Here is a 26,625-nt window from a genome sequence, read left to right as displayed (position 1 = left end):
AAGATGAATTAGGAGGTACGCCATGGCTGACCTGCTGGAAATGCGCAATATACACAAGGTGTATCCGAATGGCACAAAAGCCAATCAAGGCGTTTCGTTCTCCGTCCGACAAGGCGAAATCCATGCACTTGTAGGCGAAAACGGTGCAGGAAAATCGACACTGATGAAGATTTTGTTCGGTCTTGAGAGCCCTACCGAAGGGGATATTTTTTACCGGGGCGACAAAGTCGTTCTGAAGAGTCCAAAAGATGCGATCAAATACGAAATCGGGATGGTGCACCAGCATTTTATGCTGGTCCCCTCCTTCACTGTCGCCCAAAACATCGTGCTCGGCTCCGAGCCGACAAAGGGTGTCCTGTCCGACCATCAAAAAGCCATCGCGGAAACGCAACGTCTGATTCAAGAGTTCGGCCTCAAGGTCGATCCGAATGCCAAAGTAGAGAACATTTCCGTAGGCCTGAAGCAGCGCGTAGAAATCTTGAAGGTTTTGTACCGTGGAGCGCGGCTCATCATTCTCGATGAGCCGACCGCGGTCCTCACCCCTCAGGAAACGGATGAACTGTTCCAATCTTTGAAGAAGCTGGTGTCACAAGGCTATACGATCATCTTTATCACGCACAAGCTGAATGAAGTCATGGAAATTTCCGACCGAATCACGGTTTTGCGTGCAGGAAAAACCATCTCTACCCTGATTACCTCCGAAACCTCCAAAGAAGAGATTTCGCGCTTGATGGTAGGACGGGATGTGCTGTTGCGGGTCGAAAAGCAGCCCGCCAAGCCCAAAGAGACCGTTCTCTCACTCGATGAGGTCAGCTATGTATCAGAAACGGGCAAGCAGGTGTTGAACGATATTTCCTTCCAGGTGCGAGCTGGTGAAATCTTCGGCATCGCCGGTGTGGAAGGAAACGGCCAGACTGAATTGATCGAAGTCATTACCGGCTTCCGCAAAAACTTCAAGGGCCGCATTACCTTTCTCAGCCAAGATTTGGCAGGAAAAAGCATCGAAGAAATTCGCAACATCGGGATTGGCCACATTCCGGAAGATCGACAGACCAGAGGTGCCTGCCTGACTTCCTCTATCAAGGAAAATTTGATCCTGGATTTGTATCGTGACAAATCGTTTCGACGCGGTCTCTTTCTCAATCAAAAGAAAATCAATGAGCATGCGGACAAGCTGATCCAGGAATTTGATATTCGCACCCAGAGCCGCGATACGCTGGCGGGGGCACTGTCAGGCGGAAACATTCAAAAAATCGTCGTCGCCCGGGAGATTTCCAAAAATCCCAAGCTGCTGATCGCCGCCCAGCCGACGCGAGGCGTCGACATCGGCTCCATCGAGTTCATCCACAAGGAGATCGTCAAAAAGCGCGACGAAGGAGCAGCGGTCCTGCTCGTCTCTGCCGACCTGTCAGAAGTGATGAGCCTGAGCGACCGGATCGGGGTTCTCTACAATGGAGAGCTGGCCGTTATTTTGGAAAATTCAGAGAGCCTGACCGAAGAAGAAATCGGCTTCTACATGTTGGGCGTTAAAAAGCAAGAAAAGAGGGCGAGTGCCACATGAATCAGCGAAGTGCAGTATACCTCGATCTCCTCGGTATCTTATTGGCTATTGTCGCGGCGCTGGTCATCGGTATCTTCGTCATCTTTCTCGTGAGCGATGAGCCTGTCGCGGCGCTGCAAGCATTGCTGATCGAACCGTTCACGACGCTGTTCAGCTTTGGTTCGATTCTCAACCGGATGATTCCTCTCGTCTTCACTGGTCTGGCGATTGTCGTCGTCTTTCAAAGCGGCGTGTTCAGCATGGGGGCAGAAGGTCAGTTGTATATCGGTGCGTTGACCGGTGCTTTGGTGGCCGTCTATCTGCCGGAAATGTCTCCATGGATACACATTCCGCTCGTAGTTTTGGCGTCACTGATCGGAGGCGCTTTGTACGGCTTTTTGCCCGGTGTGCTTAAGGCCTATTTCAAAGCCGACGAGATCGTATCTACGTTGATGTTTAACTTTATCGCCACGCTGTTTGTTTCGTATTTGCTGAACTACGTTTTCAAGGCACCGGACAGCGGCGGCTTTGCCCGTCTCCCGTTCGTACAGGAGAGCGCGAAGCTGGGACCCATTTTTGACGGATTCCCTACACACGCGGGCTTTCTGCTTGCGCTGCTGGCAGCGTTGGCTGTATACCTGCTGCTCTACAAGACCAAAACCGGTTATGAGCTTCGCACAGTAGGGAAAAACCCGCTGTTTGCGGAGTACGGCGGCATCAAGCCGAAAAAAGTGCTGATTCTCAGTATCGCCATCAGCGGCGCACTTGCCGGTCTGGGCGGTACCGTCGAAGTGATCGGCCTTCACGGAACGTTGAAAGACAACTTTTCTGCCGGCCTCGGATTTGACGGAATCATCGTCTCTCTTTTGGCTCGCAACCACCCTATCGCTGTTTTGCTGTCGGCCTTCTTCTATGCCTATTTGCAGGTAGGCGGCCAGATCATGCAGGCAAACAGCGACGTTCCTCGAGATTTGGCAATCATTATTCAAGCATTGTTGGTGATTTTCGTCTCTTCTCAAGCGATCTTCGCTTACCTGAAACAGCGCAAACTGATGTCGTCCCGTGGAGGTGAGCGCGTTGCTAAGTAGTCTGTGGGAACAAACCATTAACTTAACGCTGTTTGTCATCCTCCTGCGGATGATGCCCCCTATTCTGCTCGGGGCATTGGGCGGTCTGATGACCGACCGTGCCGGTGTAATCAACATCGGGATCGAAGGACTGATGCTCGTATCCGCATTTACTTCGGTCGCTGCAGGTTCTGCTACAGGCAGTTGGATCATCGGGATGGCTGCCGGCGTGCTTGCCGCAATGATTGTCAGCTACGCGATGGCGTTCTTCTCGCTGAAAATGAACGTGGACATCATCGTCACCGGATTTGCCGTCAATATTTTCGGTGCCGGCATTACAGTATTGATGATGAGCATTTTGTACGATTCCCACGGAAGCTATGTACCAGAGAATCCAGTGTCCATTCCCAATGTCGTGATTCCGTTTCTGGATCAAATTCCATTCATCGGGAAGCTGTTGAGCGGACATAACTTGATGGTCTGGGTTTCTATTCTCGCAGTTGTTTTTTGCTACTACCTTTTGTACCACACTCCTTATGGAACCCATTTGCGTGCCACCGGGGAAGAACCGGGCGCTGCTCGCTCTCTCGGGATTCCGGTCGTGCGGATTCAGTACTCGGCTCTCGTTTGGAGCGGTTTTTTCGCTGGCTTGGCAGGGTCTTATCTCTCGATGGGGATGACCAGCATGTTCGTACGCGACATGACAGCCGGTACCGGATTTTTGGCGCTTGCCGTCGTGATTTTCGGAAACCGCAATCCGTTTGGAATTTTAGCCGGTTCCGCCGTGTTTGCGCTGGCAACAGCGATGACGATGATTATCGAAACGACACCCGGAAATGTCATTCCGAGCCAATTCATCAAGATGGTGCCGTACATCGTAACAATCGTCGCGCTCGTTGTTTACGCCATCCGCAAGCATCGCAAAACTTTATTTACGTAAATTCATTCCATTCCCCATCGCCTTTTGATCGGGGAATGAACTTTTTGGAGGTATTCCATGACAGACGTAATCAGAATGCTCATCGACGCAGACACCGGTATTGATGATTCTCTCGCGATCCTTCACGCATTGAAAGCGCCAGATGTCAAAGTAGAAGGCATCACTACGGTATTTGGCAACGCCAGTGTGGCGCAGGCAACTGACAACACTCTGCGCTTGATCAAGCTGGCCAATCCCGGCTATGAAGTCCCGGTAGCCATGGGAGCTGCCAAGCCGCTCACCCGCGAATGGGCCGGCCCGGTCTCCCACGTTCACGGGAACAACGGGATCGGAGACGTGGACCTGCCCGCTTCCGAGCAGCAGGCACTCTCCGAGTCGGCAGCTCAGTTTATCGTCCGCAAGGCAAATGAATTGGGCGGGGAATTGACCTTGGTCACCCTCGGCCGATTGACCAACCTGGCGGAAGCGCTCGAGATCGATCCGGAGCTTCCGAAAAAAGTGAAGCGCGTCTATATCATGGGCGGAACGGTCTTTGCTCCCGGCAATGTGACGCCGAAAGCGGAAGCCAACTTCCGCGGCGATCCTGAGGCAGTCGCGGCTGTTATGAAATCCGGCCTGAAAATCACCATGGTCGGACTGGACGTTACGATGAAGGTCAGACTGACACAGCAGCACCTCGATGCAGCCGCAGGCTACTGCCGCCCGGAAAACAAGCCGATCGTGCAGTACATGAACGACGCCCTGCAGCATTATTTCCGCTTCTATTGGCAAGTAGACAACCTGATGGACGCTTGCCCGACGCATGATCCGCTTACGGTTCTCGTAGCGCGTATGCCATGGGTGGTTCGCACGCAAACGATGAAAGTCAGTATCGAGACCGAGGGTGTGTACTGCGCCGGTTCGGTTGTGGCCGATCTGCGCACCAAGCCGAGCGAAGGCCATGAAATCGAAGTTTGCGTAGACGTGGATGCGGAGAAGATTCCTCATCATCTGCTGTCCGTCTTTTAACAAGAGACGCTTCCTTTTAAGCGATCGCGTGTTTCATGAGAAGTTCACGGATCGCAAATAACGTCGGACCCTCTTTGTCACCCGATCACCTGAATCACATACCGAACGATTCGAATAATCAAATTCGACTAAACGGAGATAAGCTAAAGTGAACATGAACAAACAAGGATTAAACCACGGGATCGGGGCGCTGCAATGGCTGGTATTTTTACTGGCCAATGCAGTCGCCCTTCCTATCGTTATCGGCCAGGTCTTTCATCTGCCCGACCCGGACATTGCCGGACTGATGCAGCGGACCTTTTTTATCGTCGGGATCAGTTCTTTTTTGCAGGGCTGGCTCGGCCACAGGTTCCCCATCGTGGACGGACCGGCCGGCACCTGGCTCGTCGTCTTTATCATCATGGGAGAGACCGCTGTACGCACCGGCGCCAACGTATCCGAAACGCTCCAGCTATTGGAATCCGGCATGATCGCGGCAGGCGTACTGCTCATCCTGTTCGGGGTGACCGGACTGGTGCGCCGCATGCTTCCCTTGTTTACTCCGCTCGTATCGGGGGTATACCTGCTTCTGCTTGCCCTGCAGGTAAGCGGAACGTTTTTGCAGGGAATGGCCGGTGTGAGCGGCAATCCGGCGAAAGCGAATTGGACGTCGGCACTGCTCGCTCTTCTCGTTTTTTCCACAGTCCTCGTTCTCTCTTTTCGCGGAAAGGGCTGGGTGAAAAGCTATGCGGTTCTGATCGGCATCCTGACGGGCTGCGTGGCCTTCTACATAGCGGGCATATGGAAGCATCCGGCCCCTGCCGAGACCTTGCTCCAGGTTCCCGAAGCGCTCGCCTGGGGAGCTCCGCTGTGGGATCCGGGCATGGCCGCATCGAGTATATTGATCGTCATGATCCTGCTGTCCAACACCTTCGCCAGCATCGCGGCGATGAAGCAGGTGCAAACGGGAACGCCCGGACTGGAGCCTGCGGAGCTTTCCCGCAGCTCGGTAGTCGGCGGTTTTTCCCATCTGCTGTCCGCCCTTTTCTCGACAGTTGGAATGGTGCCTCTATCCGGCTCGGCCGGCTTCGTTCGGCTCACTGGTCAAAGGAGCAGCATTCCGTTTCTCCTGGCCTGCCTGATCATGGCTGCTGCTGCCTTCTTCCCCGGCGTGATCCGGCTGCTGACCATGCTTCCCGGCCCGGTCGCGTATGCGGCGGTACTCGCCTCCTTTGTCCAGATGGTCGGCATCGGCCTGCAATCGCTCGTCCAGACACAGCTCGACCAGCGCCGCCTGACCATCATCGGGATCGGCCTGCTCTTTGGTGTAGGCTCGATGTTTTTCCCGCCGTCTGTCTTTCAGGAGCTGCCGTCGGTCATCCGGTATACGCTGGGCAACGGGCTGTTGTTTGGGACGATGATTGTGATGGGGCTGGAGCAGGTTTGGAGGGAGAGGAGTAGTGAATCAACGAAAAAACAAAGCGTGGATTAAAAGTGTTTTTGTATGTAGTTTTGATTTAAAAAACTGGCTAACTACTCTTAGGGAAGCCTAGCTCCTACGCACTGAAGAAAGGGCAGTCCCTTTCGTCTACATCAGATAGACTTTTGGAACTGCCCTACTAAATGATCTCCGTACTCAATTTTCATTTTCCTTCTCGGATTTTTTCTGCTCTCTATTTTCACGATCCCTCAACTTTTTCGAAACATCTTTATAGTCAGAAGGAACAGCTTGCATTTTGGACAAGGATGAAACATCTTGCTGTTTATCAAACTCGATAGAAAGGACTTCTATGGAGTTCGTAACTTCATCTTTACTATTTGTCTCTACTAATTTTAGCAATACTCCCGTTTCTTTATCTATCCACATTTTAAAATGGGTAGATTGATGTTTTTCAGCCAAAATTGGATCGTCATGCTCCCCTTCAATGACGATTGAAGTACGATTTAACAGTTTTTCTTCTCCTACTACTTTATGATTGTCAGGTGTTAACCAAAACGCATAGTCTTGAGGGAATAATACATCATTTGCCACCCCTGAGAAAGCGGGGTCCTGCCTTTTTACGAATACCAATTCTCCTTGATCATTTTTATATGAGCGAGGAGTGTTTTGGCCGAGTGCCACAGTCTGCTGTTGAGTTGCTGTTTTGTTTTGTAAATATGTTTTATTGGTATGATTAATCGACATGAACATGTTTCCGTCAAAAGCTGTTTCCTTAAGTACTTTGCTCTTGTTGTCCATTACTTTGACATGGCTTCGAGGATTTGCTCCCCGATAAACCTCAAAATCTACTATCTCATCCACGCCAATTGGCGTCAGTATAGCCCTGTAAGAACCTGTAGCACTTTGATAATGATCAATTGCATTCAGCATTTTATTTTGAACGGAAACCAAGGAATGACTAGTGGAGTTCGCCTCAAGTGAAGAGTATTGTTGACTACTTTCGTTTGATGTAGATTCCGCTGCAGTCCCTTTCAGTGTATAAAATCCAGTCAATCCAAGACCTACTAAGGAAGTTGCAAGAATGGCTACAAATTTCTTTTTCATCTGTTAAAACCTCCCTTTCATTTATATTCGTTTTTATCACAGAGAAACAGCGTCAGCACCTGTTTGGGTATTTGATCTTCCACTCTCATCCTTACCATATAAAATAACCCATGTCTTACCCGAATCTAGCCTCATGGTCCCCACTTCATTCCAACCCGATCTAGCTGAATATTGATTGACTGAACCAACATATTCCTCATATGTCAAACCTTGGTGCAATATATAGTACATAGCTTCCCTATTTGTGAAATCAGCATTTGCTAAGTATACTTCTAATGTTGCACGTCCTGCTGGTAGACTCCCCATCCCCCATTCATACCAAGTACCTCCTCGCTCTGAAATTACGCGATGATCCTTGTTATAACTACCTGACTGGCCACTTTTATAGGTCCAAGAACCATCGTAATTATGGGTGCAACCTGAACTTGACGTAGGGTCGTTGTCACATATTTTAGCAGATGCACCTTCAATTAAAGTAAAATTACCAACAACCGCAAGTGAGAGAGCTAAACCTAACGATAAAAATTTTTTCATTAATCTTGCTACCACCTTTCGTAATTAATATTTTTTAATTCTCTAACATATTGTTATTACATAGTAGATACCACCTCCTATTTACATTAACGTTGCAAAAGAGAGAATGTTACATAATAATCCATATTTGGTCATTATTTTGCAATTTCAGTCGTTTCGCGCATCCCTCCGAGTATAAAGTAGCCTTTATAAGATTTTTGAAACCTTTGCCCAGACACTACTGCAATTTACGTCTGAAAACGAAATAGAGCCTTAATCAAGAATGCACAAGTCTTGTTTTTTTCACTCATTCGAAGTTAGGCTATATTGGACTAATGTTAATATATAAATCTAAAAGTTTATTTTTACCCAAAAACAGACCGCCTTTAGCTTAATAAGTTAGGCGGTCTTTCACTGTTATCTATTAAGCTAATCACTGGACTGCAATCTCTTACCAAGCAGAAAGGGAAACAGCGCCCAGTCACTCTACTTTTGCACCCGATAAACAAGCCTTCCGCTTACATAAGTAGATTGCACTTCAAAATCGTCCCCAAGCACGACCAGATCTGCGTCAAACCCGGCTTGCAGCTTTCCTTTCTGCGTGCCAAGCCCAAGGATGTTGGCAGGCGTTTCCGATGCCATCGCCACTGCTTCTGCAAGCGGCACTCCCGACAGCACGACCATGTTTTGCACGGCGCGGTTCAGCGTCAGGATGCTCCCGGCCAGGGTACCGTCTGCCAGTTGGGCTTCCGCACCGCGGACATGCACTTCCTGTCCGCCGAGATCGTACGTGCCCTCGCCCAATGCGGCCGCGCGCATGGAGTCGCTGACCAGCGCGAGCCGCGCCGCCGATTTGACGCGGTACAAAATCCGCATGACGGCTGGATGCACATGCACGCCGTCGGCGATCAGCTCGGTGCTCAGCTGCTCGTGATACATGGCGGCGCCGACGACTCCCGGCTCACGGTGATGCAGACCCGTCATCGCATTGAAGCAGTGGGTGAAGTGGCAGACGCCGCTCTCCACGGCTTTCCCTGCCTGGTCGAAGCTGGCGCCGGTATGCCCGGCGGAAACGACGACCCCCTGCTCCTTCAGCCATTGAATCGCTTCGGTCGCCTCGGGCTGTTCCGGTGCGATCGTCACTACTTTCATAAGACCATCGGCCAGCTCGTGCAAACGACGAACATCTTCCAGCTTGGGGACTGCGATATTTTCCTCTTTTTGCGCTCCTTTGTACCTCGGGTTGATCCACGGCCCCTCCAGATGAATTCCGACGATGGATGCTCCGTCCATTCCCTGCCGAGATACTGCCACCACATTGCGGATCGCCTTTTCCAAATCAGCATAAGGAGCGGTCATCGTGGTCGCCAAAAACGAAGTGACGCCATAGCCCGCCAGCGCACGGGAAATCGTCTGCAGCGCTTCAGGAGTCCCGTCCATCGTGTCGCTGCCGGCAATCCCGTGCATATGCATATCCACAAACCCCGGACAAATAAAGCCGTTCTCCACCCGCTCCACTTGCTCCGGCCATTCCTTTCCGTACCCGTCTGCCGTTCCGGCATACTCAACGGCAGTACCATTCACCACGACCAGTCCGTCCAGGATGTCCTGTCCGTTCGCTACCACCCTTCCCCGCAGGGCAAATCTATCTGACATTGTGTATCCCTCCATGCGTATGCTGCTAGTGTTGAGACGATTTCTGCCTTGTGAGCGACTTGCGCCTGACGGGGAAGCAAACGGTTTGCCCTAGCCTCGCCGGGTATTCCAGCTTCATCAGCTGTTCCGGCTTAAACGGTTCCTCCAGCTTCATTAGCTGTTCCAGCTTTACCAGTTATTCCAGCTTCAACGGCTTCTCCAGCTCGATCTCGTCTCGCAAAGGGATGCCGTCCGTGCCCATCACGGGAATAGAGGGCTTCAGCCTTCTCGCCTGCTCCACAGCGTTTCGCCGTACCTCGACCAATTCGTAGCCGCGCTTTTGATAAAAACGCAGCGCGTTCAGATTGTCATTGGTCGTCAAAAGCCATATCCGCTTTATTCCATTTTGCATAGCCGCCCGCTCTACCGCGAGCATGAGGGCACTGCCGATCCCCATTCCCTCGCGGAGGCTGTCCAAGGAGACGATCTGCCAACCATCCCCTGTCTCTGTATACGTAACCAAGCCCGCTGTCTTTTCCCCGTACAGGGCGACAAAACCAGGAAGCTGGTCGCAATGGTACACTTGATCCCCGTAGACCATCTGCGGACTGCCCCACTGCTGTTCCAAAAAGCCCGCCAGCCATCCCCTGTCTTCCGGTGTAATCGCTCTGACTTGAAATTCGTTCATCGATCCTTGTCCTCCTCTATTGTAACGCAACTACCCTCTCCAGCCGAAGGCAAAGTTTGTCGACAGCGTGACCGGCAGCTTTCCCGTCGGCGAAACGCGGCCCGTGAGCACCCGTGCCAGCGATTGCATGGCGAGCGGTCTGCTTTCATAACTGCATACATACGTCCCCGCCTCGGGAAAGAGGGAGTAATCAAACGGATTGCGAATGGCTGCGACGATCAGCCGTTTTCCGTGGACGGCGAGCAGCTCGTCGACCAGCTTGGATTGCCCGGGGAAAAAGGCGGCATTGTACGTGGCGACGATGACCTGCCCGAAGCCTTTGCTGGAGGCGACTGCCTGTGCGATCTCTTCGGGTGTCGGGTTCGTCGCTACGACGTTTTCAACAATCTGCATCCCCATACTGCTCAGGTAAGAAGCGAGCGTCTCCTTGTCCGCGTAGCGTTCGTCCGCGTCGTTGGCCGCCCTGACCACCGGCCAGATGACGCATGTGTCCGCTCCTCTCCGCAGCGGCAGGTTCTTCCCTTCATCCTTTACGACCGTGATGCTTTGCTCGCTGATCCGCTCGGCAGTCCGCCGCTCTTCCGCTGCTTCCAGCCGGGGTTCGACAGCTTCCCAGGGAAGCATGGCCTCCTCCATCTTTCGCTGCTGCTTGAGCCGCAAGATTCTCGTGACGGATCGGTCGATGCGCTCCTCAGAGATTCTGCCGTCTATAACGGCTTGCAGCAGGGCCTCAAACGCTTCCCGCTGACGGTCGTACCGGTGGCTGACCATGATCAGGTCGACTCCTGCTTCGACTGCCATGACGGCAGCCGGCCCCACACCGTAATGAGCGGCGATCGCGTCCATCTCCAGGCAATCGGTAATCACGATGCCGTCATAGCCCCATTCTTCTCTCAAAATACCGGTAATGACTGCGGGAGACAACGTGCTCGGCAGCTTCTTCGGCTCGATTTCAGGCAGCACGATATGCGCTGTCATCACCATGTCTACTCCCGCTTCCACCGCCTTTTTGAACGGCACCAGCTCCAGCTGCTCCAAGCGCTTGCGATCAAGCGGGAGAACTGGTATGTCAAAATGCGAGTCCACGCTCGTATCCCCATGTCCGGGGAAGTGCTTCACCGTCGCCGCGATCCCCGCCGACTGGAAGCCGCGAACCGCCGCAACCCCCATCCTGCTCACCAGCTCCGGCGTTTCCCCGTAGGAGCGGACGCCGATCACGGGATTGAGCGGGTTATTGTTGATATCCACTGCGGGAGCAAAGTTTATATTTATGCCTAATAAACGAAGTTCACTTCCGCTAATCCTGGCCAATTCAAAAGCGGCAGACTCATCCCGGGTAGCTCCAATGGCCATATTTCCCGGCAAGGGCGTGACTCCGTTCGTCACACGGGTTACCATCCCGCCCTCCTGATCAATTGCGATGCCCAGCGGAATGTCGCTGTGCTCTGCCGCCCACTGCTTTAGCTCGCTTGAAAGCCTGTGCACTTGTTCTACCGAGCCGGCATTGCGGCTAAAGTAGATGATGTTGCCCAGCCCGTATTGCCGGATCAAGTCGCGAATCCCGTCCGTCGGTTGGTGGCCGTCAAAGCCGCACACCAGCATTTGTCCGATTTTTTCTCGCAAGCTCAAATCTCCGATCGTTCTCATTTCGCTCCACTCCCTCATTCTTTTTGTGCTGCCTGCTCGCGGTATTCCGACGGCGTAAGTCCGATGTTCCTTTGAAATACTTTGGAAAAATACCGCCGGTCCGGATAGCCCACTTCCCGGCTGATTTCATGAATGGTTTTTCCGCTCATGGACAGGAGAAAACGGGCACGCTCCATTCGCTGCTGTGTCAAATACTCGACAAAAGTGAGCCGCGTATGCTGCTTGAACAAAAGGCTGAAGTAGCTGGAGCTGATGCCGAGATGCCCGGCCACCTCTTCTACGCCCAAATCCCGGGTGAGGTGCTTTTGGATGTATTCCATCGCCCTGATCATCAGCACGTCGCCGGTCTTCTTTTTTACGCTTTCCCGGATGCTGTCCTCCAGGACCTGATGAATGACCTGCAAAAGCTCCCTGATCCCCTGCGCCCGCTCCAGCTTCATCCAGACCAGCTCCTCAAGCTGTCCGGTGATAATCTGCATGTCCTTCATCTCCCGCACCAGATGGAGCAGATAATAGCGCAGGATTTGCTCCGTCCGCGTCAGCGAATATCTGGACGTAGGCTGCAGGTCATCTCGCATGCGGGAAAGCGTCCGCTTGATCGAGGCCAGGTCATGCCGCTTCAAACCGGACAGCAGCTCTTCGAGAAGACTCCACCAGTTATACCCGGTGGCGCTTTCTTGCGATGTCTCCGGCTCTACAGCAAAAATCGCCTTCTCGTGACGTGCGAGATCGAAGTGAATCGCTTTTTTCACCTGCTGGTAGACAGCGGAAAGCTCCGGCACGGCAACAATTTCCGTATAGTAGCCGACGCTGATCGAGAAAGCGAGGTGTTGGGAGACGGCCTTTTGCAGGCGGCTTGCCCAGGAGCGTATCTCCGCTTCCTCCAGTGGACTTTCTCTCAACGCCAGCAAACACCATTCGCCCTCGCGCATTGTCAGGACCAAGGCACTCTCTTTTCCCACAACCGAGGAAAAGCTGTCGCGGAGCACGTTTTGCACGGAAAAATTCCACAGGTTGCGTTCCTCATGGCTCCAGTGACGAGCGAGCTGCGGGTAATCGTCCAGATCGGCGACGAACACTGCATACTTCTCCCCCCACGCTTGCGTTTTCCCCGTGATTGTGTAATGGCTATGCCCTGCCGCTTGCCCCATCAGCGCATCGAACAAGTACTTTTGCTTGGCCAGCTCGGTAAACTCCCGCCACACTTTTTCCTCCAGCAAGCGGGCCTGCTTGCGCTGGCGGATTTCCCCGCCTACCCTCTCGATCACCTCATGCAGCTCCTGATAGTTGATCGGTTTGACGATGTAGTCCTTGACACCGTAGCGGATCGCCGAGCGGGTGTACTCAAAATCGGTGAAGCCCGTCAGCATGATCACCTCGCACGCCTCTCCCGCGTCGCGAATTTCCTTGACCAAAGAGACTCCGTCCATGATCGGCATGCGAATGTCGGACAAAATCAGATCAGGCCGGTGCTCCTGAAAGGCGGCCCATGCTTCGGCCCCGTTTTGCGCCAGGGAGACGACCTGCATATCCAGCATCTCCCACGGGATGACCATGTTCAAATTTTTCAGAATATGAATCTCATCATCCACCAGCATGACGTTCAGCCTCATGCAACTCCTCCTGACTGTACTTCGGAATCACGCACCGCACCGTCGTCCCTTCGCCCGGCATGCTGCACAGAAAGAGTCCGTACGCCCTTCCATAGGAAATCCGTATCCGGTCAGCGACGTTGGCCACGCCCAGGCCCCGGCGGTCCGAGCGTCCCTGCAAAGAGACATTTTCCGCGTTCCGGTCCCTCGCCAGACGGCCGTCTGTAGCCCCCTTTGCCTGCCCTTCCGCTTGCTTCCTCATGCCGGACTCAGCCAGCAGGGCCAGTTGGTCTGCGGTCATTCCCTTGCCGTTGTCGCGGACAGTGAGAACAATCGAGTCCTGTCTCTCTTCCGCTGTAATGGAGATGAATCCGGGCCGGCTGATTCCCTCGAAGCCGTGCTGGATGCTGTTTTCTACGAGCGGCTGCAGGGTTAGCTTGAGGATCGAGTACTCATACAAATGAACAGGTATCTGAATTTCGTAGGAGAACAGATTTTCAAACCGGAACGATTGAATTTCCAGATAGCTGCGCAAATGCTCCAGCTCGCGCCTGATCGGGATGTGCTCCCGGTCGCTGATGCTGATGCGGAGAATATTGCCCAGCCGGTAAATCATCTGGCTTACCCTGTGCCCTTCATTCTGGATCGCCAGTACATTGATCGACTCCAGCGTGTTAAACAGGAAATGCGGGTGAATCTGTGCCTGAAGCAGTGCAAGCTCCGCCCGCTTTTTTCGCTCCTGCTCCCGCTTCACCTCCTCCAGCAGATGCTGGATCGTTCCGACCATGCTGTTGAACCCTCCGGCCAGCCTCGTCAGCTCGTCGTCCCCGGACGGCTTTGCCCGAACGGTGAGGTCCCCCCGCTCGGCCCGCTTCATCAAACGCACGATCTGAATGATCGTCTGGGTGATTCTGTTGACGAACAGCATGTTGAAAAGGAGTGCGGCGATCAGGGAAAGCAGCAAGACCCCGCCGACCCAGCGGGCAATCGTCGTACTGTCATGGGAGACAGTCGCCCAGGAAGCGACGGAAACGAGGTACCATTCGCTCGCGGGCAGCTTGTAGACAGAAAAGAGGCTGTCCTCGTCCTGCAGCATGCCCCGATAGCTCTGATACTCCAGATCCGGCTGAAACGGAGCTGACCTCAAGAGGTTGGTGCCGCCCAGCTCCGTTCGCGAATCGTACAGAACCGCCCCCTGCTTGTTCGCGATCAGATAGCGGCCGTTCTGCCGATAGGACAGCGGCGTCTGGGAAAACATCCGGTGCAGCTCGTTTATTTTCACTTCCATCAGAAGAATGGCCCTGTCGTCAAAGTTGTTCATGTCCTTGACGAGACGCACCTGCGTAAATACCTTGTCGTTTGCGCTCAGATCAGGCTGTTCATACGGACCTATCCACACGGGGTGGCCGTTTTTCTCGATGACCTGCCCGACAATCGGATGATGGATAAATGTCTCGTACGGAATCGTCTGCCCCTGCGGGCGAAACGTTTTGAACATGCGCCCATCGAGCCGGTACAACGCTACGTACTGCACAGCCGGGTGGATGAAAAAAACGCGGCGCAGTGCCATCTCCGCCTCGTTCGTCTCCAGAAGCTCGTTGGCCTGCGAGGTTGAGTTGGCCGTGAGAAACGGCTGGAGGGCAGGGCTGGTGATCCCGGCATCGGAGACATTGCCAATCTCCGATAAAACGTACTGGAGATTTCTGCCCAAAGCCTTCAGCGTCTCTTCCGTATGCTCGCCGTAGCGCTGCTGAATGGCGTTTTGCGAGAGAACATACGTGACTGCCCCGAGCAGGCAGAGCGGGATGATGATAAATCCGATAAACGCGACAATCAATTTATGGCGCAGGTTACGCAGCATACGGCTTATCCTTTCACGCTGCCCGCCGTTACCCCCTCAATGATTTTTCGCTGCAAAAAGAGGTACACGATCACGACGGGCACAACACTGTACATGACCGCCGCGGACAGCAGCGCGTAGTTTGTCTGAAACGCATCCTTGAACACGGACATGCCGACAGGGAGGGTCCGCAGCGTTTCCTTGGAGAGAAACAGCAGTGCCATGATGAATTCGTTCCACACATTGATAAAGTTGAGAATAAATACGGTCACGATCGCCGGCATCGTCACTGGAAGGATGATCCGCACAAACAAGCCGAACGCGCCCAAGCCGTCTACAATCGCCGCTTCCTCCAGCTCCCTCGGGATGGCCTTCATAAAAGCCGACAGGATAAAGATCGTGACGGGCAGAGCGAATGTGGCGTTGATCAAAATCAGGGACAAGTGCGTGTCGATCAGCTTCATCTCCTGCAGCAGCCGGTAGAGCGGGATGAGCAGCGCCCCGCCCGGAACGACCAGACCGAGCAGAAAAAACTGATAGACCCAGTTGCTCAACCGGGGGAAATTCATCCGCGTGATGGCAAACGCCGCCGCCGAGCCGATGATGACGATCAAGATGCAGGAGACTGTGCTGATGTAGAGACTGTTGAAGAAATACGTGCTCACTTTCGCCGTCTTCCACGCTTCCACGTAGTTTTGCCACTGAAAGCTCGACGGCAGTCCCCAGGGGCTTTCTGTAATTTCCCGCTGCGTCTTCAATGACGAGATCGCCAGCCAGACGAGCGGATACAAGGTGACGAGGACGTATACAGTCAAAAGCATGTGGGGAATGACATTCCGGCGGTACAGCCAGGTGCGCATCAGAGCTCCACCTCCTGCTCTTTTTTGTTGGCCCGCTGGATGATCCAGGCAAACAGCAGCGTGAGCAGAAAGATCACGACGGCAATCGCGCTTCCATAGCCGTATTCGTATTCGCGGAATGCCTTCGTGACCATGTAGGTGGCGAGCACATCGGTCGTCTGGAACGGTCCGCCTTCTGTCATCACCATGATGATGTCGAGCGCCTTCATCGAGCCGGAAACATTGAGCAAGAAGATGACCACCAGGACGGGCCGGATCAGCGGCAGCGTGATAAACCACGTTTTTTGCCATACATTGGCCCCGTCAATCTCCGCCGCCTCCGTCAGCTCACGCGGCACTCCCAGTATCGCCGCCAGCACCAGCACGACGTAAAAACCGGTCCATTGCCAGGCATTGGCGACCAAAACGCTGATCATCGCCCACTTGGGATCCGACAGCCAATACTGGGTCAGGGAGTCGAGCTTCAGCAGGCGCAGAAAATTGTTCAGCAGCCCTGCGTCCGGATGGTAAATGTAAAGCCACAGGACCCCTACCACCGCCGTGGAGAGGACGGTCGGGAGAAAGACGCCGGTACGGTAAAAGGTTTGAAACCGTCTCACCTGGCTCAAGAGCAGAGCGACAGCCACGATGATCGGCATGGAGATGAAGGTGCTGAACAGGATAAAGGACACGTTGTTGAAAAATGAGCGGCGAAATACTTCATCTTCGAGCAGCCCGGCGAAGTTGTCCAGTCCGACAAAGGTCATCTCCGTTACGCCGTCCCATTGGAAAAAGGCGTAATAGAGAGACTGTACCAGCGGAATTCCCATAAATACAACGTACAACCCAATTGCTGGTAGCAAAAACATAAGAAAAAGCCACGGCCTTGTCAACACGTTGTTCATTTTATGCCTCCATATTCACCAGTAAGCATGATCGGGTAAGAGAGGGAGCCACTTGACTGGGCGAAGTGGCTCCTCTTTTCATGCTGATTTATGGCCTTTTGGAATGCTTATTTGCTCTGATTGGCCTTGTCCTGCTCTTTTTGCAGGCGCTCTGCTACCTGCTCCGGCGTTTTCACCTTGCCGATCAGCTCCTGCAGGGAATTTTCCACGGCAAGCTTGACCGGCGGCTGCACGACAGCATCATACGCTCTCCAGGTGCTGCTGGCGTTGTTGATCGTCTGGATGACCTCGGTAATCAATGGATCGGCACCGGACAGATCGCTCAGCTTCATCGACGGGAGCACCCGATCCTCGACCAGCATCCGTTTTTGCACCTCTTCGTTGAAATGCTCCTTGATAAAGGCATAGACCATCTGTTTTTGCTCCTCGGTCAGGTCTTTGGAGAAGCCGAAGCCGTTGGAGTAACCAGCGTTGATCGAGGTCTGGTCGCCCTTTCCTCCGCTGACCGCCGGGAAGGGGAAGAAACCGATCTGCCCTTTCAGATCGCCCGCCTCGTCGCCGCTGTAGCGAGTGGCATCCCAGCTTCCGGTGAAGACCATGCCGGCCTCTCCGCGCAGGAACTGGGCTCCCTGATCGGAGTATGGCAAGCCGAGCGCCCCTTTGGTAAAGTAGTCGGCATTCACCAGGGAGGCATAGTCGGAAAGTGCCTTCACCATTTCCGGATCAGTCCACTTGTGGGTGCCGCTGACCAGCCCTTCGATGGCCGGCATCCCGGCATTTCGTTCCAATATCGTGTTGAACAGCATCGCGTTGACCCAGCCGTCCTTGGCCGCCAGGGCAAGCGGCACTTTTCCCGCTGCCTTCAGCTTTTCATTTACAGCGATAAATTCATCCCATGTCTTCGGGACGCTGAGACCCAGCTCGGCAAACAGCTTTTTGTTGTAGAAAAATCCTTCGGCGTACCCGCCTATCGGCAGACCGTAGACGCGGCCGTCGACCGTGAACTCTTCGAGGTTGACAAACTTGTCTTTCAAGCCCGATTCGACCAGAAAGTCAGTCAAATCAAGCAGTCTTCCTGCCTTGACGTACAGCTTCGTATCGGCTCCGCCAAACATCTCGAAGATTTTCGGCGGATTCCCTGCCGCCATCTCCGCCTTCAGCTTTTGATCGCGGTTGACGTTTTCATCCATGCCTTCCAGCTCGATTTTCAGACCCGGATTTTTTTCTTCTGTCTTTTTGACGACATCTTCCAGAATCTTCAGTCTCGTTTTGCTGGTCTCCTTGATTTGCGTATGTCTGAGCGAAAGGGTGACTTCCTTTTTGACAGCGCTTCCAGAATTGTCGGCAGGTGTCGTCGAACCTGCCGGCGCCTGCGGCTGTGTGCTTGTGCTGGCACCGCCGCCGCTGCTACAGGCGGCGACGACCAGCATCGATGACATCAACAACAGGGCTCCCGCCTGTTTCCATGCATGTTTCATTGCCTGTTTCATTTCAGACCCCCCTTTTTTCCTGATTTTGCCTTTGTACGATCATTATAGATTTGAAAATTTTTGGCAGGTAGGTCGAAATTTCTTTACAAACAGGGGGAAAAAACTCTACGGCGCTGGTGTTTCCTCAGACCCGGCCGACATGAAAACGAGCAATGCCCATTTCGCATTTTTTAATGATTCCGGTGTAAAATCAACGGTCTTGATGACTTGTTCATCAGTCGCCTGCATGCCCCATACCGCGGCACGCTCGCCTTCCTGCAAATTCAGCTCTTCTGCCAGCTCGATCGGACTGCTGGCGACCTGCTTGGCATCCACGACCCAATCAAGCTGACTGCTGGTTGAGCCGTTTTTATCGATGAGGGCAACCGTGATTTCATAATGCGTCTTGTTCGGGTCCTCTCCCTGGCTGCCCTTTACGGAAAAGATCGCTTCCCCGTCAAAGCTGTATTGCTCTTCTTTGCCCTCTTTTCCATCTTTGTCCCTGATGCTTTCCCCAAGCTCTCCGAGGGTCTGCGTCTTTTTGCCGTATTCCCATACTTCCAGCGTAGTTTTGATCTCGTTGCTCTTTCCGCGATATTTTACTTGAACCGCGCCGGACATCAGTCCCAAGAACGGTTTGAATTTTTGCGCATCGCCTGCAAATAAATCGACCGGCTTCACTTGCATGGCTGCCTCCGGTGCCTTCTCTACCGGCGTGCAAGCCGCTGCCGAAACGGCCAATCCAGCTACAAGAATAAGTCCGAGCCATTTTTTCATCGACTTTGTCTCCTTTGTCTCCCGTAAATCTGTCCACAAGAACGAATCCATTGTAACCAATAACCATCCGCGAAACAATTGACCGATGGCTGAGAGTATGTCGGATTTGCCGGCAGGGAATTAGAAAACTTGGCTACGCCAAGCTTTTTGGCGTGGTCTTAGTTGCACTTATACTTTCACCCTCTATCGCGTTAGCGAAATTAGACTTTTACAAAGTAGAAAAAAGCTTCGCCTGGTCAATCGGCGAAGCCATTCGTGTATTCGTTGTCCGATAAATCCTTGCCCGATAGGTCCAACAGTGAGAACCCGAGAGACTTTCGGGACACCGGCCACCATCCTTACAATTTTGCATCCGCCGCCGGCTGACAGCTCAAAAAAGGGTGGCTCACCGCTTCCCCAACAATTCTTCCGTCTCTTCCACCAGCTTGCGCACCAGCTCTTCCGCACTCATCGCTCTGCCCAGCGCCCCGGCCTGCCCGGCCCACATCGAGAGAAATTCGCTTCTCTCCTGCTTGGATGCCGCCTGGCGGATATCGCGGGTCAAAGCGTTTTGCACCGGATACGCCGGGATTTCTTCCGTGTACGGGGCGAGCAGCTGCATGAACTCATTGGTTACGCCGCGGGCCGCCTTTCCGGAAAAGGCCGTGGTCAGGACCGTTGCCTCGTCACTGGCCGACAGCACCGCCTGCTTGTGCAAGCGATGGGCGCCGCTCTCTTCCGTAAGGAGAAACGCAGTTCCCAGCTGAGCGGCCTGCGCTCCCAGCATGAAGGCAGCGGCGATTCCTCTGCCGTCCATAATGCCGCCAGCGGCAATGACCGGAATGGAAAGCCGGTCTGCCATTTGCGGAACCAACGCCATCAATCCGACGAGATTGTCCGGCGAATCCGGCAAAAACGAGCCGCGGTGCCCGCCTGCTTCGCTTCCCTGGGCAACCACCATGTCCACGCCGCTCGCTTCCAGGGCCACGCCCTCCCGTACTGTCGTGGCTGTGCCGATGACGACGATTCCGCGCTGCTTGCACGCAGCCATCCATCTTTTGTCCAAAAGGCCAAAGGTAAAGCTGAACACAGGCACCCGCTCTTCCAGCACAGCGGCCATCTGCTCTTCAAACGGCTCTGCTACCTTTCCCAGCTCCGGGTCCTCGGGGATGCCCAGACGGCGCCTCGTTTCATTCATAATCTGCCGGACTGCTTCGCCCGGGACTGTTTTGCCTGTCTCTTCTTCCGGAATGAACAGATTGACGCCAAATGGCTTGTCGGTCAGTTCGCGAATGGCCCGAATCGCTGTGCGAATCTGCTCGCCGCTCATATAGCCCGCTCCCAGCGTGCCCAGTCCGCCAGCCTGAGAGACGGCTGCAACCAGCTGCGGAGTCGTCGTTCCTCCCGCCATCCCCGCCTGGATGATCGGCAGTTTGATTCCGAGTTTGCTTGTCACTTCGTTGCCGGTCCACATACATGCTCGCTCCTCTCTGGTCATTCCTGCTCTTTTGCCCGTCGCAGCAAATCGATAAAATGAGTCAGAATCCGTGCTGTCATCCCCCACACGACCCGTCCCTTAAGCTGGTAGAAGTAGTGGGAGACAGAGCCAAACCGCCACGGGTAGTCTTCTCCGCCCGGTATGAGGTGGTAGGGGTAATCCGGGCCAGGCTCGACCCGTATTTTCGCCTGGTAGATATCAGGGCTTGTTGCAAGCAATTCTGCCAGCGGCACCAAAAACACTTCGCCTACTTCCGCAGGATTCGGATGCAGCTCCTCAAGGGAATCCAGAAATCCAACGAAGGGGTATATACAGGATGCAGGGGTGACCAGCGTATCGAGCATGCCGACGAAATGAATTTGTTCCAGAGGCAATCCCAGCTCCTCGCTCGTCTCCCTGCGTGCGGCATCCCACTCGGACGCATCCTCCGGGTCGATCCGGCCGCCGGGAAAGCAGATTTCCCCGGCTTGTCTGCGCATCGTTGCAGCCCGTTTTTCAAACAGCACACACAATTGCCCATCTTCCCCTCTGACCAGCGGGACCAGTACGCTGAAACGGGAGAAATCCTGTTCTCCCATAATTCCCGGCCTGTGCTTGCCCAGTACCGCTTCCACTTCGGCAATCGTTTTGTCCATATTCCTGTTTGTTCCGTCCGCCATTTGATTCAAGCCTCCATTTCATGCAGCCTGAAAAACATGGGTAATAGAGCTGGGACGATCATACTCCACCCCGGTTACAAGCCGTTCCTTTCTGTCTGTCCTGCTGTGATCGGAATGACCTGCAGCTAGGCCTCTATGTAAACCGATATTTCAATTAAATTTTGATCGGGATCGCGCAAATAGACCGAGCGGATCTTCCCGACAGCACCCGTTCTGTCTACCGGCCCTTCCAATATCGGGACTCCGCACGTCTCCAGATGTGCCATGACCTGCTCCAGCGGAACAGAAGCGATCAAACAAAGATCGGCAGAACCCGGAACAGCTTTGTTGGCCTTGGGCTCAAACTCTTGCCCGGCTTGATGCAGATTTATTTTTTGCCGTCCAAACTGCAACGCAAACCTCCCACCGCCAAACGTCACAACCGTCATGCCCAGCACCTTTTCATAAAATGCACAGGTTGCCTCTACATCTGCTACGGTAAGCACAAGATGGTCCAGTCTGTCTATCATCTCTCTTCCTCCCATCGCGGTTCGTGGCCCAAAGAAAAAGACGAAGTCTCCTAGTTTCAGGATACCACGTCTCTTTGATTTCGTTTACCTGTTATTCCGCTTTTATCCATGCTACACGGTTCATCTCAAGGTCGGACAGCCATTCCTCCGGCGCCGCTTCATCACAGATCACCATGTCGATCGCAGACAGATCGGACACCTGGCACAGGGTGCTCGTACCGATTTTGGAATGGTCGGCCATGACGATCACTTCACTGGCATGCTCGATATACCGCTTGGCAAGCAAAGCCCTCTCCAGCTCGTAGCAGGTGATCCCCCTGTCCATCATGATGCCGTCAACGGACAAAAAGGCTTTGTCCACGTAGAAATTGCTCATCATGCTCTCGGCGAAGGGGCCCGCAACGCGGTGGTGCTTGGCGTTCACTTTGCCTCCGAGAAAAAACAGCTCGGCGGACAGAAGTCCCTGATTTTGATAGCTTACGAGCATGGAAAGAGCAGTGACCGAGCTGGTGATAATGACCAGCTCCTTTCTATCCACGAGGAATTCGATCATCTGCAATGGCGTCGTTCCTTCATCGATAATGATCGTATCCTGATCCTGCACCAGAGCTGCCGCCGCTCGTCCGATCCGCTTCTTTTCCTCGGCTCTGAGCACCTCTCGCGACAGATGGGAAGGCTCAGCCCTCTCCTGCCGCAGCTTCACTGCCCCTCCGTACACGCGCTTCAGCTTCTTTTCCGCCTCCAGCTCTTCCAGATAGCGACGGATGGACTCCGAAGACACCTGCAGCGCCTCCACCAAATCGTTGGTGCGCACCTTGCCCTGTGCATCCAGCAGCTGAAGTATGATTTTTTTCCGTTCTTCTCCGTTCAACGACACGCCGTTACGCCCCCTGCCCCGCTCTACCATTTATCCGGAAATTCTTTTTGTATGTTGTCCCGTTCTATCAGATTCTGCGAGACAAGCCAGCACAGCCTTTCTCCGTCCTTGGCCCTCTCGCGATTGAATCGTACCCGTTCAGTTCCATTTTTCCCCTCTCTGAGAATTGTAGAGGAATTGGGCGATACAATCAAGGATTCCTGGCCCTGTCCCGCCGATTTCCTGGAGCCTCGCCAAGTCATTGCCTTATTGCGGCCACGGCCGCCTCTCTCTTCTTACCGCCAATACATACTGGCTTTAACAGCCTGGACCAATCTGTCGATGTCTTCGGCGTACACTTCTCCGATATTCCCGATGCGGAAGGTCTCCGCCTGCGAAATTTTCCCCGGATAGATGACAAACCCGGCCTGTTTCAAGCGTTCGTAAAACGTTTCAAAGCGGAACTCCGGGTGATCGGGATAGCGAAACGAGGTGATGATCGGCGACTGCCAGCGAGCCGGAAGCAGACAGGAAAAGCCGAGGCCCTCCATTCCTTCAACGAGCAGGCGCTGGTTGTCCGCATAGCGCTTGTTTCTCGCTCCGACGCCTCCCTCTTGCTCCAGCTCCACGAGCGCCTGATAAAAAGCCCGAACGGTGTGGGTCGGAGAGGTAAACCGCCACTTTCCGCCTTGCTTTTCCATCGTTTCCCACTGGTCGTACAGATCGAGCGAGAGGGAGCGCGCCTGTCCTTTGCACGCCTCTAGCGACGCCGTTTTGGCGATGACAAAGCCAAATCCGGGGACGCCCTGGATGCACTTGTTAGCGCTGCTGACGAGAAAATCAGCCCCCAGCTCTGCCGCGTCGAGAGGTATTCCGCCGAAGCTGCTCATCGCATCGACGATCAGGATCTTGTTGAAACGCTTCACGGCATGCGCCATTTGTTCAAGCGGATTGAGCATCCCCGTCGTCGTCTCGCAATGAACGACGGCTACATGCGTAATCGCCGTATCTTGTTCCAGCTTTTCCGCGAGGCTGTCCGGGTTCACCGGCTCCATTTCCCCGAAGGCCATCCTCGCCATCGGAATCCCGTGCACGTTTGCGATTTTGGCGATGCGGTCTCCGTAGGCGCCATTGGTCAATACAAGCAGCTTGCCGTCCTTTGGGACAGCCGAGCTGATCACCGCTTCCACGCAAAAGGTTCCGCTGCCCTGAATCAGGACAGACGTATAGCCGTCCGGCTTCGCGGCAGCCAGAGAAACAAGCCTGCAGCGGATGCTTTGGACCAATTGGTTGTAATCGTCGTCCCAGGTGCACCAGTCGCGGAGCATGGAGGCACGGACGCTCGGCGAGGTGGACAGCGGTCCCGGCGTCAGCAGCAGATATGGATTATCCGGTCCGCTTTCTTTAATGGCGAGCAGCTCGCTTTTCCTAGCTGTCATGGCTTTTCACCACGCGCCAGACGGTCTTCGATTTGATCCAGCACCTCGTCCAATTTGCCGATTTCATCAATGATGAAGTGTGCACCCGCCTGTTTGAATCGCTCTGCTGCTTCTGCGGCTTTTTGTGCAAGCAAGACCGGATCGGCTTCTGCCACCTGTTCACGCGACCAGCCCAGCTCGCTCCCGCCTTTCACGACTCCGACCGTCCACATGCCGGCATTTTTTCCCTCTCGTATATCGCTTACGGTGTCGCCTACCTTTACCATTGCGCTCATCGGATAGACTCCCAGCAGCTTTGCATTTTCATAACACATCCATGGCTCCGGCCGGCCGGCGGGCACTTCGTCGGAAGCGACAATCGCATCTGGCGCATATCCGCGCTCCCCGGCTGCTGCTGCCACAATCTTCATCATTTCTGCGGTATAACCGGTCGTTGAGCCTATCTTCAAGCCGCGCTCGCGCAGCCGCTCTGCCAATTCCACCGCTCCCGGGACCGGCAGCGAATACTTTTCCAAGACGGTAAACATCATCGGCTCAAACTCTGCATATAAGGCTTCCACATCCGTCTCTTCCGGCTTCTTGCCATAGAGCTTTTCCCACTGGGTGCAAATCCGCTCCATCCCGCAGATCGCCCGGATGTGATCGCGCTTCAGCAAGCCCATCGGTTCGCGGGCCTCCTCCGGCGTTACATCGATCCCCTGTCGCTTGAATACCTCGATAAATACGGCGAGCGGTGCAAAACAACCGTAGTCAATCATTGTTCCCGCCCAATCAAACACAACTGCTTTCAACACATGTTCACCAGCTTTCTCGCGTTATCTCGTACATAAAAGTCCTGTCAACTGGAACGGCGCTGCTGGATGCAATGCCTTAGTGGACAGCATGTTTTTACACGTTATCTTTCCTGCCATCTGTTTGTCCGCTTTTTCAGAAGAAACGAAATCCACTCTGCGCAGCCGCGGGCGATGATATTGGTCACGACGATCAGGACGGACATGGCGGCAGCCGGGGCAACGTCTCCGGCATCGTCCATATTGACGATCGCCACGGAGGCCAGCTTGAAGTCTGCCGCGTAGAGGAAGACCACCGCCGAGATCGTGACCATCGCATTTATAAAGAAGTAGACAGCCATCTCGATGATAGCGGGCAGGCAGAGCGGCACAGTAACTCGCCAAAACGTTTTGTACTGGGGAATTCCCATCGATTCCGCAGCCGATTCGAATTCCGGGTCCAGCTTTTTCAGTGCAGTCGTGGCCGTAATGAAGGCCACGGAGAAAAAGTGAACGACATTGGCCAGCACCAGTATCCAGATCGTTCCGTACATACTGTGCAAAGGATTCGCCGGATTGTTGAAAAAGAAAATGTACGCAAGCCCAATGACCAGGCCCGGCAAAGCGAGCGGCAGCACGGACAAAAAGTAGCCTGCCTGGCGAAGCCTGTTCCATACCTGCATTTTCTCCAGGACGTAAGCCGCGACAAAGGTGAAGACTGTCCCGATTCCGGCCGTCCAGAGGGCGATTTTCACACTGTTGTACAAGGTTTCCATCCCCGCTCCCGCTGCCTGCGAGAAGTCGTAATGGCCGAGAGTAAAGGTCAGGTTATACGGCCATACCTTGATAAACGACGCCAGGACGACCGCTCCCATCAAGAGCAGCAGCAGACTGGTGACTCCCAGGCAATAGAGAAAGAATAGCGTGTCACGAAGCTTGTTTTCCTTGATCTGATAGGGCAGCGACTTGGACGTGACAGCAGCGTTTTGCTTTCGCTGCACGATCCGGTCCACGACAAAGGCCAGCAGGGCAGGCGCGATCAACAAAAGGCCGACGGTCGCTCCCATCGTCATGTTTTGCTGGCCGATCACCTGTTTGTACACATCTGTCGCCAATACGGAATACTGCCCGCCTACGACTTTGGGCGCCCCAAAATCGGTGAATGACAGTGTAAACGAAACAAAAGCCGAGCTGATCAAGCCGTATTTGACGCCGGGGATGGTAACTGTCCAAAACTTTCGCCAGCCTCGCGCTCCGAGGGTATCGGCCGCCTCGTACAGGCGGTAGTCGGCAAAGGCCAGCGAGACGGCCAAAATCAGGTAGGCTTGCGGAAACACGTAGACGATTTCCGCGAGCACGATCCCGGTGGCACCGTACAGCTCCATATCCCAGGAAAACGGCAGCAGCCCGAAAATTCCGGTCGTGATCAACCCTTGATTGCCAAAGAGATAGGTAAGCCCGATCCCGTGCATCATCGTCGGGGCAAACAGCGGCAAGAGAGCAATGGAACGAAACCACGCCTTGCCCTTCATCCTGGTGCGTGTCAAGGCGTAGGCAAACAAAAAAGCGAGCGCAACCGCCAAAATCGTCGTCATGCATGAGATGTACAGCGTATTGGTAAAAGACTGGACGAGCGACGGTGTGGAAAAATAGGCGATGAAATTGGAAAGGCCTGCAAAGTGTCCCTGTTCGTCCCAAAAGGCTCGGACAAACAATGTCAGCAAGGGCCACAGCACAACGACCCCCAGGACCATAACGAGCAAGGCAAGGACGCCCTTTTGCCAGGCTTTGTCGATCCCGCCCCTCTTTATCGCTTTCCCCTGGCTCCCCGCATCGAAGATCGTTTCCTTGCTGGCGCTATTGCGGGCGCTGCTGTCCACATCCATGCGCAGGTCTTCACGGGTCCCCTCCTGCTTGGCCTTGTCCGCTTC

The 26,625-nt window shown here is 54.0% G+C and carries 23 protein-coding genes; 5 read left to right on the top strand and 18 right to left on the bottom strand.

From position 1 onward, the window contains the following. Positions 1-22: 22 nt before the first annotated feature. The 5 genes from V5G20_RS07755 to V5G20_RS07735 all read left to right on the top strand — a co-directional run bounded on the left by V5G20_RS07755 (position 23) and on the right by V5G20_RS07735 (position 6,026). Entirely contained in the window at positions 23-1,561 is a 1,539-nt protein-coding gene (locus V5G20_RS07755; RefSeq protein ID WP_024983925.1) for an ABC transporter ATP-binding protein, read from the top strand. Continuing rightward, positions 1,558-2,628 carry an ABC transporter permease gene (locus tag V5G20_RS07750; protein WP_122957886.1) on the top strand — a complete coding sequence of 357 codons (1,071 nt, stop codon included), beginning with the start codon at positions 1,558-1,560 and terminating at the stop codon, positions 2,626-2,628. Before V5G20_RS07755 ends, V5G20_RS07750 begins: the two co-directional genes overlap by 4 nt. Beyond that, a complete protein-coding gene (locus V5G20_RS07745) occupies positions 2,618-3,547 on the top strand; it encodes an ABC transporter permease (RefSeq protein WP_122957885.1) in 930 nt (309 codons plus the stop codon). Before V5G20_RS07750 ends, V5G20_RS07745 begins: the two co-directional genes overlap by 11 nt. A 57-nt stretch (positions 3,548-3,604) precedes the next feature. Beyond that, complete coding sequence (locus V5G20_RS07740; protein ID WP_338463322.1) at positions 3,605-4,555, top strand: nucleoside hydrolase; 951 nt, start codon at positions 3,605-3,607, stop codon at positions 4,553-4,555. 154 nt (positions 4,556-4,709) lie between these two features. Continuing rightward, positions 4,710-6,026 carry a purine/pyrimidine permease gene (locus V5G20_RS07735; RefSeq protein WP_251247451.1) on the top strand — a complete coding sequence of 439 codons (1,317 nt, stop codon included), beginning with the start codon at positions 4,710-4,712 and terminating at the stop codon, positions 6,024-6,026. 144 nt (positions 6,027-6,170) lie between these two features. On the opposite strand, the gene V5G20_RS07730 is transcribed toward V5G20_RS07735, so the two are convergent. The 18 genes from V5G20_RS07730 to V5G20_RS07645 form a co-directional block, all read right to left on the bottom strand. Beyond that, positions 6,171-7,079, bottom strand: coding sequence for a hypothetical protein (locus tag V5G20_RS07730; protein WP_024983923.1), 909 nt, complete (start codon positions 7,077-7,079; stop codon positions 6,171-6,173). 36 nt (positions 7,080-7,115) lie between these two features. Next, positions 7,116-7,613, bottom strand: a complete 498-nt coding sequence (locus tag V5G20_RS07725) for a hypothetical protein (RefSeq protein WP_141334132.1) — start codon at positions 7,611-7,613, stop codon at positions 7,116-7,118. A gap of 465 nt (positions 7,614-8,078) precedes the next feature. Then, positions 8,079-9,248, bottom strand: coding sequence for an N-acetylglucosamine-6-phosphate deacetylase (gene nagA, locus V5G20_RS07720; RefSeq protein ID WP_243014031.1), 1,170 nt, complete (start codon positions 9,246-9,248; stop codon positions 8,079-8,081). A 175-nt stretch (positions 9,249-9,423) separates the two neighbouring features. Then, the gene (locus tag V5G20_RS07715; RefSeq protein ID WP_024983920.1) at positions 9,424-9,915 is read right to left on the bottom strand and encodes a GNAT family N-acetyltransferase; all 492 of its coding nucleotides are present in this window, start codon (positions 9,913-9,915) and stop codon (positions 9,424-9,426) included. A gap of 30 nt (positions 9,916-9,945) precedes the next feature. Next, the gene (locus V5G20_RS07710) at positions 9,946-11,562 is read right to left on the bottom strand and encodes a glycoside hydrolase family 3 protein (RefSeq protein ID WP_031931870.1); all 1,617 of its coding nucleotides are present in this window, start codon (positions 11,560-11,562) and stop codon (positions 9,946-9,948) included. Positions 11,563-11,576: 14 nt separating this feature from the next. Next, complete coding sequence (locus tag V5G20_RS07705) at positions 11,577-13,175, bottom strand: response regulator (RefSeq protein ID WP_338463321.1); 1,599 nt, start codon at positions 13,173-13,175, stop codon at positions 11,577-11,579. Continuing rightward, on the bottom strand, positions 13,147-15,015 hold the full coding sequence (locus tag V5G20_RS07700; protein ID WP_031931872.1) for a cache domain-containing sensor histidine kinase: 1,869 nt from the start codon (positions 15,013-15,015) through the stop codon (positions 13,147-13,149). Before V5G20_RS07700 ends, V5G20_RS07705 begins: the two co-directional genes overlap by 29 nt. Positions 15,016-15,020: 5 nt before the next feature. Beyond that, the gene (locus V5G20_RS07695) at positions 15,021-15,854 is read right to left on the bottom strand and encodes a carbohydrate ABC transporter permease (RefSeq protein WP_003388939.1); all 834 of its coding nucleotides are present in this window, start codon (positions 15,852-15,854) and stop codon (positions 15,021-15,023) included. Beyond that, positions 15,854-16,738 (bottom strand): carbohydrate ABC transporter permease, encoded by an 885-nt coding sequence (locus tag V5G20_RS07690; protein ID WP_003388938.1) that lies wholly within the window; start codon positions 16,736-16,738, stop codon positions 15,854-15,856. The genes V5G20_RS07695 and V5G20_RS07690 overlap by 1 nt, the downstream gene beginning before the upstream one ends. 107 nt (positions 16,739-16,845) lie before the next feature. After that, the gene (locus tag V5G20_RS07685; protein ID WP_051925342.1) at positions 16,846-18,228 is read right to left on the bottom strand and encodes an extracellular solute-binding protein; all 1,383 of its coding nucleotides are present in this window, start codon (positions 18,226-18,228) and stop codon (positions 16,846-16,848) included. Positions 18,229-18,333: 105 nt separating this feature from the next. After that, positions 18,334-18,984, bottom strand: a complete 651-nt coding sequence (locus tag V5G20_RS07680; RefSeq protein ID WP_122957881.1) for a hypothetical protein — start codon at positions 18,982-18,984, stop codon at positions 18,334-18,336. Between the two features lie 385 nt (positions 18,985-19,369). Continuing rightward, complete coding sequence (locus tag V5G20_RS07675) at positions 19,370-20,437, bottom strand: NAD(P)H-dependent flavin oxidoreductase (RefSeq protein ID WP_024983913.1); 1,068 nt, start codon at positions 20,435-20,437, stop codon at positions 19,370-19,372. Positions 20,438-20,457: 20 nt separating this feature from the next. Then, complete coding sequence (locus V5G20_RS07670) at positions 20,458-21,120, bottom strand: NUDIX hydrolase (RefSeq protein WP_172921168.1); 663 nt, start codon at positions 21,118-21,120, stop codon at positions 20,458-20,460. Positions 21,121-21,245: 125 nt separating this feature from the next. After that, the gene (locus V5G20_RS07665; RefSeq protein WP_024983911.1) at positions 21,246-21,629 is read right to left on the bottom strand and encodes a VOC family protein; all 384 of its coding nucleotides are present in this window, start codon (positions 21,627-21,629) and stop codon (positions 21,246-21,248) included. A gap of 91 nt (positions 21,630-21,720) precedes the next feature. Further along, positions 21,721-22,506 carry a DeoR/GlpR family DNA-binding transcription regulator gene (locus tag V5G20_RS07660; protein WP_024983910.1) on the bottom strand — a complete coding sequence of 262 codons (786 nt, stop codon included), beginning with the start codon at positions 22,504-22,506 and terminating at the stop codon, positions 21,721-21,723. A gap of 275 nt (positions 22,507-22,781) precedes the next feature. Further along, the gene (gene phnW, locus V5G20_RS07655) at positions 22,782-23,924 is read right to left on the bottom strand and encodes a 2-aminoethylphosphonate--pyruvate transaminase (protein ID WP_338463320.1); all 1,143 of its coding nucleotides are present in this window, start codon (positions 23,922-23,924) and stop codon (positions 22,782-22,784) included. Next, entirely contained in the window at positions 23,921-24,718 is a 798-nt protein-coding gene (gene phnX / locus V5G20_RS07650) for a phosphonoacetaldehyde hydrolase (RefSeq protein ID WP_338463319.1), read from the bottom strand. The genes phnW and phnX overlap by 4 nt, the downstream gene beginning before the upstream one ends. Before the next feature lie 101 nt (positions 24,719-24,819). After that, a complete protein-coding gene (locus V5G20_RS07645) occupies positions 24,820-26,580 on the bottom strand; it encodes a putative 2-aminoethylphosphonate ABC transporter permease subunit (protein WP_422388000.1) in 1,761 nt (586 codons plus the stop codon). Positions 26,581-26,625 lie beyond the last annotated feature (45 nt).

Source organism: Brevibacillus borstelensis (genome assembly GCF_036700025.1).
Classification (GTDB): domain Bacteria; phylum Bacillota; class Bacilli; order Brevibacillales; family Brevibacillaceae; genus Brevibacillus; species Brevibacillus borstelensis.
This window is presented reverse-complemented; position numbering and strand designations above follow the sequence as displayed.

Excerpts from the sequence above, each read along its gene's own strand:
- V5G20_RS07755 (WP_024983925.1), top strand. The coding sequence starts at position 23 with ATGGCTGACCTGCTGGAAATGCGCAATATACACAAGGTGTATCCGAAT.
- V5G20_RS07750 (WP_122957886.1), top strand. The coding sequence starts at position 1,558 with ATGAATCAGCGAAGTGCAGTATACCTCGATCTCCTCGGTATCTTATTG.
- V5G20_RS07740 (WP_338463322.1), top strand. The coding sequence starts at position 3,605 with ATGACAGACGTAATCAGAATGCTCATCGACGCAGACACCGGTATTGAT.
- V5G20_RS07735 (WP_251247451.1), top strand. The coding sequence starts at position 4,710 with ATGAACAAACAAGGATTAAACCACGGGATCGGGGCGCTGCAATGGCTG.
- V5G20_RS07730 (WP_024983923.1), bottom strand. The coding sequence starts at position 7,079 with ATGAAAAAGAAATTTGTAGCCATTCTTGCAACTTCCTTAGTAGGTCTT.
- V5G20_RS07725 (WP_141334132.1), bottom strand. The coding sequence starts at position 7,613 with ATGAAAAAATTTTTATCGTTAGGTTTAGCTCTCTCACTTGCGGTTGTT.
- nagA (WP_243014031.1), bottom strand. The coding sequence starts at position 9,248 with ATGTCAGATAGATTTGCCCTGCGGGGAAGGGTGGTAGCGAACGGACAG.
- V5G20_RS07715 (WP_024983920.1), bottom strand. The coding sequence starts at position 9,915 with ATGAACGAATTTCAAGTCAGAGCGATTACACCGGAAGACAGGGGATGG.
- V5G20_RS07710 (WP_031931870.1), bottom strand. The coding sequence starts at position 11,562 with ATGAGAACGATCGGAGATTTGAGCTTGCGAGAAAAAATCGGACAAATG.
- V5G20_RS07705 (WP_338463321.1), bottom strand. The coding sequence starts at position 13,175 with ATGAGGCTGAACGTCATGCTGGTGGATGATGAGATTCATATTCTGAAA.
- V5G20_RS07700 (WP_031931872.1), bottom strand. The coding sequence starts at position 15,015 with ATGCTGCGTAACCTGCGCCATAAATTGATTGTCGCGTTTATCGGATTT.
- V5G20_RS07695 (WP_003388939.1), bottom strand. The coding sequence starts at position 15,854 with ATGCGCACCTGGCTGTACCGCCGGAATGTCATTCCCCACATGCTTTTG.
- V5G20_RS07690 (WP_003388938.1), bottom strand. The coding sequence starts at position 16,738 with ATGAACAACGTGTTGACAAGGCCGTGGCTTTTTCTTATGTTTTTGCTA.
- V5G20_RS07685 (WP_051925342.1), bottom strand. The coding sequence starts at position 18,228 with ATGAAACAGGCAATGAAACATGCATGGAAACAGGCGGGAGCCCTGTTG.
- V5G20_RS07680 (WP_122957881.1), bottom strand. The coding sequence starts at position 18,984 with ATGAAAAAATGGCTCGGACTTATTCTTGTAGCTGGATTGGCCGTTTCG.
- V5G20_RS07675 (WP_024983913.1), bottom strand. The coding sequence starts at position 20,437 with ATGTGGACCGGCAACGAAGTGACAAGCAAACTCGGAATCAAACTGCCG.
- V5G20_RS07670 (WP_172921168.1), bottom strand. The coding sequence starts at position 21,120 with ATGGCGGACGGAACAAACAGGAATATGGACAAAACGATTGCCGAAGTG.
- V5G20_RS07665 (WP_024983911.1), bottom strand. The coding sequence starts at position 21,629 with ATGATAGACAGACTGGACCATCTTGTGCTTACCGTAGCAGATGTAGAG.
- phnW (WP_338463320.1), bottom strand. The coding sequence starts at position 23,924 with ATGACAGCTAGGAAAAGCGAGCTGCTCGCCATTAAAGAAAGCGGACCG.
- V5G20_RS07645 (WP_422388000.1), bottom strand. The coding sequence starts at position 26,580 with ATGGATGTGGACAGCAGCGCCCGCAATAGCGCCAGCAAGGAAACGATC.